Consider the following 14,019-nt stretch of genomic DNA (forward strand, 5'->3'; position numbering starts at 1 on the left):
TGCCCCGTACCGGCCGCGGCCCTGAGCTGCGGCCGGCCTTGGCGCGGTGCGAGATCGGGATCTGCCGCCCAAGGCGCGTTCCGAATGAGATGCCCGGAGACGGAGGGTGGATCGCCGAATACAAGATTCAGCAACCCCGGCGGCAGGCCGGCATCGGCAAAGGCCTGCACCAGTTGGCCGTGCCGGCGGGCATCTCCTCCGAAGCCTTGAGGATGATCGAGCATCCCGAAGCCAGCGCGCCGCCGATCTTGCGCGCGGGAGCACTGACCGGAAAGTTCCAAGGCGAGAAGCCGGCGACGACGCCGATTGGCTGGCGCAGCACCGAGTAGCACATACCCTGATCGCCGGGAACGATGCGGCCATAGACGCGTCGTCCCTCCTGCGCGTCCCATTCGATGAGATCGCAGGCGCGCAGGATCTCGACCCGCGATTGCGCCAGCGTCTTACCCTGCTCGAGGGTCATGGCCACGGCCATGTCCTCGACGCGGCTGCGCATCAGCTGGATGGCACTAACAATGATGTCGGCCCGCTTCGCGGGCGAGGTGCGCGACCAGATCCTGAAACCATCAGCGGCGGCCGCAAGCGCATCATCGAGATCCGCCCCATCGGCATCAGGCACCGTTCCCAGGACGCTCTCGTCCCCCGGATTGATGACATCGTGGCCAGACTTCTTCCTCCATTCCATATAAAGCTTCAGCTCAGGGTAAATATCCGTCTGCTGGTTCCTGTTTGCCACTGTTCCGGGAGAAGGGATCAAAAACAATGGCGGGCGCCTCGCCACCGGGCGAGTAGCCGTATCCCTCGATAATCTCTCGGATTATTGCCTTCACTTCGGGTATGAATATCCATTTGAATTCTTAATTCAAATGCTGGTAGTTAGTCAACCGTCGCGGCTCGACCCGCGACGGCGACGGCGTTTCGCATCGAGCGGATCGGCTGCGCAAAACAAGAAATGCGGGAGAAGATTCTGTCTTTCCAAGCTACCATAAACGTAAATGAAAGAATAAACGTCACGGCAGCCCAGATCTGGCGCTTTGTAGCTGCGCGTACGTCCGTGGGTCTGCTGTTCTTGACCTCAAGTGGATATCGAAGGAGTGCGCGTTGCATAATGAGGAGAGCACGGAATCGCCGAGGCCGCGTCCCGGCGAGCATGCTGGGGGACTGTTGGCTGGCCTGAGGGTCATCGAATACGCCGACGAGCCTGGCGAATATGCGGGCCTCCTGTTTGCGGGCCTCGGAGCCGAGGTTATCAAGGTCGAGCCACTGGAGGGTGCGCGCACGCGTCAACTCGGGCCGTTCTTTGGCGACGACGCTCATCCCGAGCGGTCACTGTTCTTCTGGAACTACAATCGCGGCAAGCGGTCGGTTGTCCTCGACCTGGAAAGCGCGAGTGGCCGTGAGCAGATGCTCGGCCTGCTTTCCGGTGCCGACGTACTGCTGGATTCGAGCTGCGGGAGGCTGAACGCCGCGCTGGATCTCGACCGCTTTTCTTGTCGTCGCAGCGGCGGCTGCATCGTCAGCGATATTTTTCTTCCAGCTCAAGCCTGATGCCGGTCACACGGTCTCCGGGCATCGAGGCCGCTGGAGCGCAGACGGCGAATATCCTCCCGAGTAAGCATTTCCAATGACGTAGGACACTCGGACGTGAGCGGTGGCGGGAGCCCGGAAACGGTCAAAAGACATTGACACGCCGATAGCGCTATGGCTCTATGAATTCATAATTCATTTAGCTGTAGATCGGCACGCATCGAAGCAGAAGGAATTCGGTCCTCGGAGGCGTCCGCTGTTTTGCAGCGTCGTCGCTACGTTTTCGGTTCTGTTAGGCCGCCGCAGACGGCAGTCACTGCCGCTCGCCAAAGCGGCTTGTAGCTTGCCGAAGCCAATCGCGCTTCGGAAGCGCCCCCAATCTGATGTGCCGTGCCGATCCGAGGGCGGATGCAACGCCCCAGCATAACGACGTGTCAGTCGAAGATGGCCTGGGCTCGAACCCAAGGCCACGCCAATAGGGAGGTAATGAAGCTGATGAATTCCAGACGAAGTCTATTTTCCCGCACCGGGATCCTGGCGGCGCTGCTGCTGATCGTCATGGCCATCGGGCAGGGAGCAGCAGCCCAGGAAAAGGTGCTCCGGGTCGCTGTACATGCGGATCTGCGGACGCTGGATCAGGCGCAGACGACCTCGTTCATCACCCAGCGCTACGGCTATGCGGTCTACGACACACTGTTCGCCTTCAATTCGAAGCTCGAGCCCCAGCCGCAGATGGTCGACACCTACAAGGTCAGCGAGGACGGCAAGGTCTACGAATTCACCTTGCGTGACGGTCTGCTGTTCAACGACAGCGAGCCGGTACGCTCGGCCGACTGCATCGCTTCGCTTGCCCGCTGGATGGAATATGATCCGATGGGGCAGAGCATGAAGACGTTCGTCGACAAGATGGACGTCGTCAACGACAAGACCTTCACCCTCACGCTCAAGCGCCCGTGGTCAATGGTCCTGACCGCGCTGTCGAAGATCGGCGGCGCGCCGTTCATCCTGCCGGAGCGCATAGCCAAGACTCCGGCCGGCATGCCGATCATGGAGTCCATCGGTTCCGGTCCCTTCATATTCAAGGCCGACGAGTGGATCCCCGGCAGTAAGGCGGTCTTTGTCAGGAATCCGAATTACAAGCCCCGCTCCGAACCTGCCGACCTGCTATCGGGCGGCAAGGTGGTCAATATCGATCGTGTGGAATGGCACTATTTCCCGGATGACAACACCGCTCTTTCGGCATTCCGGACCGGCGAGATCGACTATTACGAGCAGCCGCCACCGCAGTTCATGCAACTGCTGAAAGATGATCCGGACGTCGACATCAAGGTACTCGAGGTCTACGGCCAGGTGTTCCTGTTGCGACCGAACCATACGCAGCCTCCTTTCAACAATGTGAAGGCGCGACAGGCCCTGCTGCACCTTGTCCGTCAGAAGGAGATCATGCAGGCCATCATTGGCGACGAGGACTACTATCTCGACTTCTGCGGCGCCTACTTCATGTGCGGCTCGGAGAACGAGACGGAGGCCGGTTCCGATGTCCTGAAAGACTATGACGTGGAGAAGGCCAAGGCCCTGCTGAAGGAAGCAGGCTACAATGGCGAACCCATCGTCTTCCTGGCGACCACCGACCGGCAGACGCACCAGACTGCGGCCATGATAATGCAGCAGGAACTGCGCGACGCTGGCGTCAATGTGCAGTCCCTCGCCGGCGACTACTCGACGCTGACGGGCGTGCGCGACAGGAAGCAGGGCTGGAATCTGTTCGCGGTGAGTTCGGCCGCGAACGCCGCGATGCCGACCACGGCAACCTGGTTCAATTCGCGTTGCGACAAGGCCGGGCCTGGATGGCCGTGCGACGAGGAACTGATGGAGCTGGTTCAGGCCTGGTCGACCGCAGCGACCAAGGAGGAGCAGAGGGAGATCCTCGACAAGCTCAATCGTCGTGCCTACGAGACGGTGCCGTATATCCCGCTAGGCCAGTTCTTCCAGCCGACGGCGTTCCATAAGAATATTAAGGGCGTCCTGAAAGCGGGCATGCCGGTGTATTGGAACATTACCATCGAAGATAAGTGAGAATAATGCCAGCGCCGGGTCGGCCTCTGGCCGACCCGAAGCATGAAAATGCACCGGCTACGGTTGCCACAGAGTTGCAATATTCGACTTACAGGTGGGTATCATGAATATTCATGCCAAGGGCATCGCCCCCGATGAGCATGATGCGATCGATTTTCTCTGCACGAATGTGGAGAAGACCACGCTTGACGATATACCGGCATCGGCGCGGGTGCGTATTGCCGATCATCTGATGGATATCGTGGAAGTCGGCATCGCCGCGTCGGAAGAACCCACGGCAAGGTGATCGCCGGCGTCTTCCAGGGGCGCGAGAGCGGTTCCCCGTTGCTTGGCAGCGGCAAGCGGGCGGAAGCCTGGGACGCTGGCCTGGACGAATGGAACGCTGTGCCATCAGCTGAATTTCGACGATGTCGGCTTCACCCATCCGAGTGTCTGCACGGTGCCGGCGGTGCTCGCGATAGGCGAGCGCCAGCAGTCGAGCGGAGCCGATCTCATTACCGCAATGGCGGTGGCCTATGAGGTATTCGCCCGCCTCATCCGGTCCTTTCGCTTCTATGACTGCCAGCTCAAGAAGCGCGGCGTGCATACAATGAGCGTCTGCGGGACGCTGGCTGCGGCGGCTGGAGCGGGCAAGATGCTCAAGCTCGACCGGGACAAGTTGCTGGTGGCGACCGGCTTGGCGGCATCTTCGAGCATCGGCCTCCTGAGCACTTCGGTACCTGGGGAAAGCCAGCTCACGCGGGAAACGCCGCCCGCGCCGGCGCGTTCAGCGCCCTGCTCGCGCAGCAGCGCTACCAGGCGAGCCGAACGGCCGTGCCGGGACATTCCGGCCTGTTCAACGCGCTGCTAGGACCGGGCAACTACGATGTCGCGAAGATCGGCACAAGCTGGGGCGACAGCTGGGCCATCGAGACGCCTGGCTTTGGAATGAAGGCGTTTCCGCTGTGCAATTGCTCTCAGCGTGCCGCGCGTGCCGTCGTCGATCTGCGGCATGACAGGGTGGAGGACCACTGGAACCATCGAACGCATCGAGATCTCGGCGACGGAGGGGCTGCTCGAGAACCTCCATGTCGACATCCTCCATGTCGACATCCTCTATGTCGACATCCTGGAGCAGGGCCTGCAGGGCAAGTTCAGCATCAAGTACGCCATAGCCGCTGGGCTGGTCGATGGCGATATTGTATCGACACCTCAGCGACGCTACGCTGGCGCGGCGGCCCGGGATTCAGAACCTGCTGCAGCGCAGCCTGAGGTCGCCTCGCTGCTGGGCCAGCCCCTCCGGCACCGTGATGCCGGCGCCGATGACCTCCGGCCCGATGCCGTCGGCAGGAATTGCGACGATAGAATATTCGCGCACTGTCAGTCTCCCTGTCTTCTCCGGTGAGCCCTGATGGTCACCATGGCAGTGGCGTTCCATCTGTCCGTAGGAAGACACCGGTAGGATAGTCCGGGCTTTCCACCAACTTTAAAATATCAAAGGCTGCATCCGCGGGATCGACACTAGCCGTGGGACCGCCCATGTCAGTTCGCATCCAACCTGGATGCACGGCAATGATCCGGATACCAGCTTCTTCCAATTCCGGCGCAATCTTTTTGACAAGCATGTTCAGTGCGGTTTTGCTGATCGAGTAGCCTATGGATGCGCGCCCCGCGAGGGCGATGGACGCACGGTCAGACGAGATGCATATAACGGTAGCGCCGATAGCGACCTCGAGCATGGGCTGAAACGCCTGTAGGATGTTCAGGTTGCCGAGAACATTGATTTTGAAGAGCGCGGCGAGAGCGTCCGGTTCGAGCGCAGCAAGCGGCCCCCGCGAGGCGGGCAGTTCGAAGCCTGGAGCCAGATTGGCGCCGGCATTGGCAAGGATGCAGTGGAGCGCTTCGGCCTTCCCTGCTATCTCTTTCTGCGCCGCCGCAACAGAGGCTGGATCGGTCATATCCATTTGCACGGTGTGTAAGCGGCGGCCGGCCTCTGTGCCAGTCATCTCAATCAGGCCGGACGCTGCGCTGGGGTCGCGACAAGTGGCAAAGACGACATAGCCCCGATTCAACGCTTCGCGGGTGAGGGCCTGCCCGAGTCCCCTGCCGGCTCCAGTGACCAGAATTGTTTTTGGTTTCATTTCTCGCTTTCCTGTAATGCTCAGGCGAGACGCTCGCCGCCCTTGTCCACGCCATCGAAGAGATGCGTGTTCGCCGGATCGGCGTGAAGCCGGATACGGTCGCCGGCACGGAACGAATGGCGCTCACGGAAAGCGGCGGTGATTTGTTTGCTGCCGGTTCGGGCCAGAACCACAGTTTCTGCTCCCGTCGGCTCGACGACGACGACTTCTGCCTCGAAAGCGCCCGGTGTGTCAGCTGGCACGACCTGGAGATGCTCCGGGCGGACGCCGAGGATGGCGGGACGTGCATTCGCACCAACCCGTACGCCCACAGGCAGGCTATCGCCGTTTTCAGTTAGGAAGCTCGGCGCGCCGCCGTTGTCTTCGATTCTACCCTTGATCAAATTCATCGCCGGTGAGCCGATGAAGCTTGCGACGAATAGGTTCCTTGGTCGGTCGTAGAGCTCCAGCGGCGCGCCGATCTGCTCTACGTTGCCGCTGTTCATGACTACGATCTTGTCAGCCATGGTCATGGCTTCGATCTGGTCATGCGTCACATAGATCGTCGTGGTTTTGAGCCGGTGGTGCAGTTCCTTGATCTCAGCGCGCATCTGCACCCGCAGCTTGGCGTCGAGGTTAGACAGCGGCTCGTCAAAGAGGAACACCTGCGGGTCGCGCACGATCGCCCGGCCCATGGCGACGCGTTGGCGCTGGCCGCCGGAAAGTTCGCGCGGATAGCGGGCGAGGTATTGTGTAAGCCCGAGAATCTCAGCAGCGCGATTGACTCGCTTGTTCTTTTCATCCTTTGGCGTTTTCTTGATGCGGAGGGAGAAGCCCATGTTTTCCGCTACGGTCATGTGCGGATAGAGCGCATAGTTCTGGAAAACCATAGCGATGTCACGGTTCTTGGCTGCGAGGTCGTTAACGACCTTGGCACCGATCCGGATATCGCCGCCGCTGATGCTCTCAAGGCCTGCAATGGCCCGCAGCAGGGTGGATTTGCCACAACCCGAGGGCCCGACCAGCACGACAAACTCGCCGTCGGCGATGTCGATCGAGGCGCCGTGGATAACCTCCAGATTGCCGTAGGCCTTGTAGACCTTATCGATGGTTACCGATGCCATTGACCTAGTTCCTCCTGGTTAGCTTGCCGTCTGCACACTCCGGTTGCGGCAGCCTTGTTTCATTATGGCTGGTCCGTCCAGTAGAGTTCCTTGGGATTCTCTACGAGGACCTTTCGTGCAAGCGCAGGATTGGCCAGCCAACCCATAGCCTCTTCTATGAGGTCCGCATCATCCGGCATACTGTTCCAGAGTTCGGTGTGCGGCCAGTCGCTGCCCCAGATGAGTCGGCCGGGATACATGCCCACCAGACGCTGGGCAATGCCGGCGACTGCTTCTGTGTCGCTGCCGAGGCGATAGGGCGCGGAAAGCTTCACCCAAGCCCGGCCTGTAGCGAGAAGCCGGAGAAGCCGGTCAATGTCCTGCGAGCGCCGCGCCGGGTCGTCGACCCCGGCGTGGCCCATGTGATCGATCACGACCTCGACGGGCAACTGAAGAATTATCGCCTGTAACGCTTCAAGACCGGCTTCGTTCACCTGGAGCTGCAGGTGCCAGCCAAGGTCTGCAATCGCCCCCGCAAGCGTCGAGACGGCGTCGAGCGGCAAGCCGCCGAGGTTGCGGGTGTTCACCCGTACGCCACGCACGCCGAGGCTGTGGAGCAGGCGGAGCGTGGGGCGGGGCGCGTCGGGCTCGATGACGACGACGCCGCGCAGGCGCCCCGGTCGCGCCTCTAGCGCCTCGACGAGGACACGGTTGTCCAGTCCGTAGACGCTCGGCTGCACGATGACGCCACGGCTAATGCCAAGAGTATCCGCGTAGACTTCCCAGTCCGCAATGGTCATGGGTTGTGGTGTATAATTCCGTGGCGAAACCAGCGGGGCGTCAGCCTTGAAGACGTGGAAATGGCAGTCACATGTTCCGGCCGGCAATGATGCCGAAGGTCGCCGCGACAGCGGCGCCGGAGGCAGACAGAGCGGCGCTTCGGCGGTCATGCCCCAGATGCCTCGACGGGCATCAGGAAATCGAGGTCTGCGCCCATATCGGCCTGCGTGACATGTTCCATGTGCAGGCGATAGTAGCCGCGGGCAGCTTCCGGGGCAGTTGCTGGCCGCGGCGGCAAGGCCGCAAGGCGGGCGTCGATCTCGGCATCGGTGAGGAGGAGATCGATCCGACGCCCCTCGACGTCGAGACGGATGGAGTCACCGTTCTGGACGATCGCCAGCGGCCCGCCATCGGCGGCCTCAGGCGAGACGTGGAGGATAATAGTGCCGAAGGCGGTGCCGCTCATACGGGCATCGGAGATGCGAACCATGTCGGTGACGCCTTCCTGGGCGAGTTTCCTTGGTATCGGAAGGTATCCGGCCTCCGGCATCCCGGGGGCGCCCTTCGGCCCGGCGTTCCGCAGCACCAGTACGTCATCGGCCGTAACGTCGAGGTCCGGATCATCAATGCGTAGCGTCATGTCCTCGATGGATTCAAAGACAATGGCGCGGCCCTCATGCCGCAAGAGCCGCTGCGATGCCGCCGACTGTTTGATGATGGCGCCACGCGGAGCCAAGTTGCCGCGGAGGAGGGCGATCGCGCCGGTCGGTGTCAGCGGGGCGGAGCGCGGTCGGATGACGGTCTGGCCCGGCACGTCAATCGCCGCGGCGACGGAAGCGCCAACGGTGCTTTCGAACATCGTCGGCGCTTCGAGATTGAGGTCGTCCGCCACCTCCTTCAGGAGGCGTGGCACGCCGCCTGCGCGGTGGAAGTGCTCCATATAATGCTGGCCGGAAGGCTTCAGGTCGACAAGCACCGGCACTCGTCGCCCGAGTTCGTCGAGCGCTTTGAAGTCGAGCCGTCGCCCGAGCCGGCCGGCGATGGCGGCCAAATGCACGACGCCGTTGCTCGATCCGCCCAGCGCCTGCAGTACGACCATGGCGTTATACATTACCTCCGGCGTCAGGATCTCGGCGACGGTCGGGCCACCGCAGGCGGCGATGCGCGCGGCGTGCCGGCCGGTTTCCTCGGCAAGCCGGACGCGTTCGGCCTCTGTCGCCGGCGCCGAGCCTGACATCGGCAGAGACAGGCCCATGGCCTCAGTCAGGCAGGCCATGGTGCTGGCGGTACCCATGACCGTGCAGGTGCCGACCGAAGGCACGAGCCGGCCATTGATCTCGTCGATTTCCTCGGGGCTGATCTGGCCGGCGCGATGTTTGCCCCACAGACGCCGACAGTCGGTGCAAGCACCGAGTCTTTCGCCGCGATGGCTGCCGACGCTCATCGGCCCGGTCGGCAGGAAGACCGCAGGCACGTCCGTGCTCGCCGCCGCCATGATCTGCGCCGGCAGGGTTTTGTCGCAGCCGCCGATGAGTATCACCGAATCCATCGGCTGAGCGCGGATCATCTCCTCGGTTTCCATCGCCATAAGGTTGCGCAGGAACATTGATGTCGGACTGGCAAAGCTCTCATGGATGCTGATGGTGGGAAACACCATGGGAAGCGCGCCGGACAGCATAACTCCACGCTTGGCGGCTTCGACTAGTTGCAGGACGTTGCCGTGGCAGGGGTTGTAGTCGCTATAGGTATTGGCGATACCAACGATCGGTCGATCGAGCGCCTCGTCACTGTAACCCATAGCCTTGATGAAGGCCTTGCGCAGGAACAGCGAAAACGCCGGATCCCCGTAGCTCGTTAATTTCCTGCGAAGACCACTTGACACACATTTCTCCCGCCAAGTTGCCGACCTCTGTGTCGGCCCTCTACCGGTCTCACTCTAAAGGCCAGGAACACATTGTCAATAATTAAGAGTCAGCACAGCGAAGCATATGGGGAAACTTTGAGAAAAAACCATGCATTTTTTATCTGAAGTGCTTTAAGTCACAGTGGTTCACGAATAAATTATTGACAAATTGACGCGGGGGCGGCACCAATCTCCCAGTTAACGGAAGGAAATGATCATGGCGCAAAAGTGGCGGATCGGCGTGCTGGGGGCCGGCTGGGTCAGCGCCTTCCATCTGGAGGCCTGGCGTCGGCTTGGCGAGCGGGCGTCAGTGGTTGCGCTCGCCGATCCCTCCGCGGCGGCGCGCGAGCGGCGGGCGGCCGCCTTCGCGATTCCGGCGACCTACGCCGACGCTGCAACCCTTTTTGACGAGGCGGAGATCGACGCCGTCGATATTTGTGCGCCGCGCGAGTTCCATGCAGATCTGGTCCGACTGGCGGCGGATCGTGGGCTTCCGGTGCTTTGCCAAAAACCGCTTGCGCCGACGCTCGGAGAGGCTGAGCGGCTCGTCGCTGACGTTGGTAAGCGCACGCGGCTGATGGTTCACGAAAACTGGCGGTTCCGGCGGACCTACAGACGGCTGCGCGAATGGCTCGACGCAGGTTACGCCGGCGCTCTGCGGCAGGTCCATCTAGATGTCCTGTCGAGCGGCATGATTCCAGATAGCGCCGGCGAACGGCCGGCGATCGCCCGTCAGTCATTTTTTTCGACGCTTGATAGACTGCTTGTTTCAGAGATCCTCATTCATGAAATTGATGCATTGCGCTTCCTTCTCGGCGATCTCGACCTCGCCTACGCGCGGCTGCAGCGCACACATGACGGCATCCGTGGCGAGGACGTCGCCTCCCTGCTTCTCGTTCGTCGCGCGGACGGTTTGCCGGTGACCGTCACCGCTAACTTGGCAGTCCACGGCGCGCCGCCGTTGCCTAGAGACCAGCTGCGCATTTTTGGAGCCGCCGGCACAATCGCAATGAACGGCGGACAACTCACGATGACCGGCCTTTTGAATCTTTCCGAGACGTTAGATCCCGATGAGACCTATCAAGGCTCTTACGATGCTGTCATGGTGCATTTCCTCGGTAGCCTGGAAAGCGGCGCACCGTTCGAAACCTCGCCAGCGGACAATCTTGCAACGCTGCGAATAGTCGAGGACGCTTACGCGGCCGGAGTGGTCGCGCCACAGTGAAAGATATACCGGACGAAGTTCGGAAAGGAACGATATGGCGAATTTTGCGGATGCCGCCGACGAACCCGAATTGGAGATCGTGCGCGCCCTTGAGGAGGACATCATCTTCGGTCGCCTCGAGCCGGGTACCCGGCTGACCGAGGAAGCGCTTCTGGTCCGCTTTCCGGTGACTCGACATTTCGTCCGGCAAGCGCTGTTCAAGCTGGAATCGATGGGCATCCTTGTTCGCGAGCGGAACAAAAGCGCTATGGTGCGAGCGCTGCCGCCTGACGAGGTACAGCGGATCTATGCTGTGCGTGAGTTGGTGCAGCGACAGGCGGCGCTATGGATCCCGCTGCCGGCGCCGGCGGTGCTGATCGACACGCTCATGGATATTCATGAAGAGTATTGTCACCATATCGAGGCAGGCTACATGCGAGGCGTGCACGAGACCAATGACCGCTTCCACCTGACGCTTTTTGGCGCCTGCGACAACCACTACCTCGTACGGACCATCGAGCTCTACATGCACTACAGTCTGCCTGTTCGGGCTAAGTCCATGGGCAGCCCGGAAACGCTGTCGGTTTCACGCGAGCAGCACAGGCTGATGATCGAGATGCTCAAGGGTGCCGATAATTGGGTGCTGGCGCAACTCTGCGTCGATCATCTTCAGCCCAGCAAGACTCGTTATCTGAAGGCTATCGGCGCATAGCGAGCTACGGCTGGCGAGCGTTCGCTCGTAGAGAGGTGATCGGAATTGTCGATAAGGCTGCTCCGCTCCGCCCACGTAAAGGGGGTGGGGCGAGATACCGACTGTCGGCTCAAACCGGATAAATTATCAATAATATCGCCTGCTGGTCTCAGGTGGACGCCTAAAATTCCCTAAAAAGAGCCGATAAAGTAGCCCGTGCTGCACGAATTGCATTCTTGCCGGAATAAAATTATTGACATTATGTCGTTCTGATTGAACTATCCCAACATAAGGCCCTTCCTCGGCGAAGGACGGGGCAGCGGTGCTCGCTGCCTATAATTGACGGTTGTTTTTAGGGAGACGAGGCTTGGATACTGCAACGACGACCCCTCAACCTGCTGGTGCGATCGCTGAGCAGACTCTCACCATCTCCGGTGATCCGGTTGAGCTGCAGATCGCATCTGTGAACGACAAGGTTCTTCGAGTGAGCATTGTCCCTCTCGACGCCGTCGGAGCCGTCCTGCCCGTTGGCGAGGAGCCTGAACTTGAGACCGGCCTCGCATTCAAATCGCTCGCGCGGTTGCGCAGCATTCCAACGGCTCTGGATATTCCTTGGGCCGACAAGCGGGTGCGGATCGGGTCCGGTCCACTTTCGATACAGGTTGTTGCCGCCGCCGGCAGTTCCATCCTGGCGCTCCATATTGCCGATGACGGCGCAGTGGAGGTCGACTATGGCGACGCGCCCGTCTTCGGCCTTGGACAGGGCGGCACGCAGTTCGACCGGCGCGGTGCCAATTTCCCGGTCGTCAATGGTCAGGGCGGCCAAGTGAAAGCCTATGACATGGGCGCCGAGCGCATTGCGCCGACCTTCGATCTCTATACCGAGGGCGCCCGCATCACGATCCCTTGGATGGTCAGCCCCAAGGGTTGGGGTCTCTACGCGCGCCGCCCGTTCGGCTCCATTGAACTTGTCCAGGGCAGTGCGCGCATCGTTCCGGCGGCACAGGCGGCAGGCGCTATCTTCGATGCCTTCATAGTCGTAGCCGACGAGCCGTCCGCGATACTGGGGGAATATGCCCGGCTCACTGGTCGGCCGCATCTGCCGCCGCTCTGGTCTCTCGGCTTTCTTCAGTCGCACCGTACGCTGGAGACGCGGCAGGAGATGCTCGACGAGGCGAAGCGGTTTCGCGACAGCGAATTGCCCTGCGATGGGATGATCTATCTCGGCACCGGCTTTACGACGAGCGGCTGGAACAAGGGGCACGGCTCGTTCGAATTCAACGAGACGCTATTCAGCGACCCGAAGGGTCTGTTCGACGACCTGCATGCCGATAATTTTAAGGTCGTCCTTCATTTCGTAAACCCGCCTCTGACCCTGCACGGCGCTGTCGGGGACGAGGGTCCGGAAACCGAAGCTGAGGACCACGCCAAGCATTATTGGGAGCGGCATCGACCACTCGCCAAACTCGGCATCGACGGCTGGTGGCCGGACATCGGCGATATGCTGCAGCCAGCTTCACGCCTTGCCCGTATCCGCATGTACTGGGAAGGTGCGCAGCTTGATGCACCGAACGTTCGCCCTTGGGCGCTGCACCGTAATGCCTATGCTGGCATCCAGCGCTACGGCTGGCTCTGGTCAGGCGACATCGATTCCCGTTGGAAGACACTGGAGACTCAGGTGCCGGCCGGTCTCAACGTCGCCGTCACCGGCATTCCCTATTGGGGCACCGATACCGGAGGCTTCTTCACAACGCCCGAGCTCAGCGGAGAGCTCTTTGTCCGCTGGTTCCAGTACAGCGCCTTTTGTCCATCGTTCCGCTCGCACGGCAAGACCTGGAAGCTGCACCTTCCCTGGGGTTGGGGCACGGGCGAATACGGTCCGCATGAATACGACAACCATCGTTTCCTGCCCGGCATGCTGCCGGACTCGAGTGAGCTTGGCAACCAGGCCGTCGAACCGATCTGTAAAACGTATCTGGAACTGCGCTACCGGCTGATGCCTTACATCTACTCGGTCGCGCGTGAGGCTCACGATACAGGCGTGCCGATGATGCGGCCTCTGTGGTTCCACAATCCGGATGACGCCGAGGCGGCCAAGGTTGGCTCCGAATATTACTGGGGTACGGACATGCTCGTGGCCCCGGTGGTCGAGAAGGGTGCGACGGAGCGATCGCTCTATCTGCCGGCCGGAGACTGGCATGATTTCTGGACTGGGGAGCGTGTTGCCGGCGGCCGCCGTGTCGTAAGAGCCGTCGATCTCGCGACGCTCCCGATCTACGTCCGCGCCGGAGCCATTCTACCGACCGGCCCGGTGAAGCAGTACACTGCCGAGCCGTCCGACGAGCCGGTAACCCTCACCGTCTATCCGGGGCGCGACGGCACCGCCGTGGTCTACGAGGACGACGGTATGTCTTTCGATCATCTCGCAGGCGACTTCACCAAGACGCGGGCCACCTGGACCGAAGCGACGCGTACGCTGCGCCTCGAAGTTGAGCCGGGGACCAAAGAGCCGGCGAAGGCGAGGACTTTCCGGGTGGCGGTCCTCGGAGGAGCGGAGCCGCAGCTCGTGACTTTCGACGGCGTGTCACGGTCCGTCGTGCTTTGAGGACAGCGCCGCGGGGTAGCTCCCTTGGCGG

At 61.3% G+C, this 14,019-nt stretch carries 12 protein-coding genes and 1 pseudogene; 7 read left to right on the forward strand and 6 right to left on the reverse strand.

What is annotated here, in order from left to right; genetic code table 11:
• Positions 1-127 precede the first annotated feature (127 nt).
• A complete protein-coding gene (locus ACUSIJ_RS14125; protein ID WP_449309038.1) occupies positions 128-685 on the reverse strand; it encodes an aldehyde dehydrogenase family protein in 558 nt (185 codons plus the stop codon).
• Positions 686-1,164: 479 nt separating this feature from the next.
• On the opposite strand from ACUSIJ_RS14125, the gene ACUSIJ_RS14130 reads away from it, so the two are divergent.
• The 4 genes from ACUSIJ_RS14130 to ACUSIJ_RS14145 all read left to right on the forward strand — a co-directional run bounded on the left by ACUSIJ_RS14130 (position 1,165) and on the right by ACUSIJ_RS14145 (position 4,453).
• Positions 1,165-1,548, forward strand: coding sequence for a CoA transferase (locus ACUSIJ_RS14130; protein WP_449309039.1), 384 nt, complete (start codon positions 1,165-1,167; stop codon positions 1,546-1,548).
• A gap of 465 nt (positions 1,549-2,013) precedes the next feature.
• On the forward strand, positions 2,014-3,603 hold the full coding sequence (locus ACUSIJ_RS14135; RefSeq protein ID WP_449309040.1) for an ABC transporter substrate-binding protein: 1,590 nt from the start codon (positions 2,014-2,016) through the stop codon (positions 3,601-3,603).
• Positions 3,604-3,706: 103 nt separating this feature from the next.
• On the forward strand, positions 3,707-3,889 hold the full coding sequence (locus tag ACUSIJ_RS14140; RefSeq protein ID WP_449309041.1) for a hypothetical protein: 183 nt from the start codon (positions 3,707-3,709) through the stop codon (positions 3,887-3,889).
• Between the two features lie 42 nt (positions 3,890-3,931).
• On the forward strand, positions 3,932-4,453 hold the full coding sequence (locus ACUSIJ_RS14145) for an MmgE/PrpD family protein (RefSeq protein WP_449309042.1): 522 nt from the start codon (positions 3,932-3,934) through the stop codon (positions 4,451-4,453).
• A 378-nt stretch (positions 4,454-4,831) separates the two neighbouring features.
• On the opposite strand, the pseudogene ACUSIJ_RS14150 reads toward ACUSIJ_RS14145, so the two are convergent.
• The 5 genes and pseudogenes from ACUSIJ_RS14150 to ACUSIJ_RS14170 form a co-directional block, all read right to left on the reverse strand.
• A pseudogene (locus ACUSIJ_RS14150) lies at positions 4,832-4,960 on the reverse strand (tartrate dehydrogenase); the annotation flags it as partial.
• A 37-nt stretch (positions 4,961-4,997) separates the two neighbouring features.
• Entirely contained in the window at positions 4,998-5,723 is a 726-nt protein-coding gene (locus ACUSIJ_RS14155) for an SDR family oxidoreductase (RefSeq protein ID WP_449309043.1), read from the reverse strand.
• Positions 5,724-5,743: 20 nt separating this feature from the next.
• Positions 5,744-6,826, reverse strand: coding sequence for an ABC transporter ATP-binding protein (locus tag ACUSIJ_RS14160; protein WP_449309044.1), 1,083 nt, complete (start codon positions 6,824-6,826; stop codon positions 5,744-5,746).
• Positions 6,827-6,888: 62 nt separating this feature from the next.
• Positions 6,889-7,755, reverse strand: coding sequence for an amidohydrolase family protein (locus ACUSIJ_RS14165; RefSeq protein ID WP_449309045.1), 867 nt, complete (start codon positions 7,753-7,755; stop codon positions 6,889-6,891).
• Positions 7,752-9,467 (reverse strand): IlvD/Edd family dehydratase, encoded by a 1,716-nt coding sequence (locus ACUSIJ_RS14170; protein ID WP_449309046.1) that lies wholly within the window; start codon positions 9,465-9,467, stop codon positions 7,752-7,754. The genes ACUSIJ_RS14165 and ACUSIJ_RS14170 overlap by 4 nt, the downstream gene beginning before the upstream one ends.
• A 232-nt stretch (positions 9,468-9,699) precedes the next feature.
• On the opposite strand from ACUSIJ_RS14170, the gene ACUSIJ_RS14175 reads away from it, so the two are divergent.
• The 3 genes from ACUSIJ_RS14175 to ACUSIJ_RS14185 all read left to right on the forward strand — a co-directional run bounded on the left by ACUSIJ_RS14175 (position 9,700) and on the right by ACUSIJ_RS14185 (position 13,988).
• On the forward strand, positions 9,700-10,713 hold the full coding sequence (locus tag ACUSIJ_RS14175; protein ID WP_449309047.1) for a Gfo/Idh/MocA family protein: 1,014 nt from the start codon (positions 9,700-9,702) through the stop codon (positions 10,711-10,713).
• Positions 10,714-10,747: 34 nt separating this feature from the next.
• Positions 10,748-11,404, forward strand: a complete 657-nt coding sequence (locus ACUSIJ_RS14180) for a GntR family transcriptional regulator (RefSeq protein ID WP_449309048.1) — start codon at positions 10,748-10,750, stop codon at positions 11,402-11,404.
• 346 nt (positions 11,405-11,750) lie between these two features.
• A complete protein-coding gene (locus ACUSIJ_RS14185; RefSeq protein WP_449309049.1) occupies positions 11,751-13,988 on the forward strand; it encodes a glycoside hydrolase family 31 protein in 2,238 nt (745 codons plus the stop codon).
• The last annotated feature ends 31 nt before the right edge of the window (positions 13,989-14,019 follow it).

This window comes from Pseudochelatococcus sp. B33 (genome assembly GCF_053570585.1).

What these genes read in the sequence shown, in the direction of transcription:
- ACUSIJ_RS14140 (WP_449309041.1), top strand. Translation starts at nt 3,707, where the DNA reads ATGAATATTCATGCCAAGGGCATCGCCCCCGATGAGCATGATGCGATC.
- ACUSIJ_RS14160 (WP_449309044.1), bottom strand. Translation starts at nt 6,826, where the DNA reads ATGGCATCGGTAACCATCGATAAGGTCTACAAGGCCTACGGCAATCTG.
- ACUSIJ_RS14180 (WP_449309048.1), top strand. Translation starts at nt 10,748, where the DNA reads ATGGCGAATTTTGCGGATGCCGCCGACGAACCCGAATTGGAGATCGTG.
- ACUSIJ_RS14135 (WP_449309040.1), top strand. Translation starts at nt 2,014, where the DNA reads ATGAAGCTGATGAATTCCAGACGAAGTCTATTTTCCCGCACCGGGATC.
- ACUSIJ_RS14175 (WP_449309047.1), top strand. Translation starts at nt 9,700, where the DNA reads ATGATCATGGCGCAAAAGTGGCGGATCGGCGTGCTGGGGGCCGGCTGG.
- ACUSIJ_RS14155 (WP_449309043.1), bottom strand. Translation starts at nt 5,723, where the DNA reads ATGAAACCAAAAACAATTCTGGTCACTGGAGCCGGCAGGGGACTCGGG.
- ACUSIJ_RS14165 (WP_449309045.1), bottom strand. Translation starts at nt 7,755, where the DNA reads ATGACCGCCGAAGCGCCGCTCTGTCTGCCTCCGGCGCCGCTGTCGCGG.
- ACUSIJ_RS14125 (WP_449309038.1), bottom strand. Translation starts at nt 685, where the DNA reads ATGGAATGGAGGAAGAAGTCTGGCCACGATGTCATCAATCCGGGGGAC.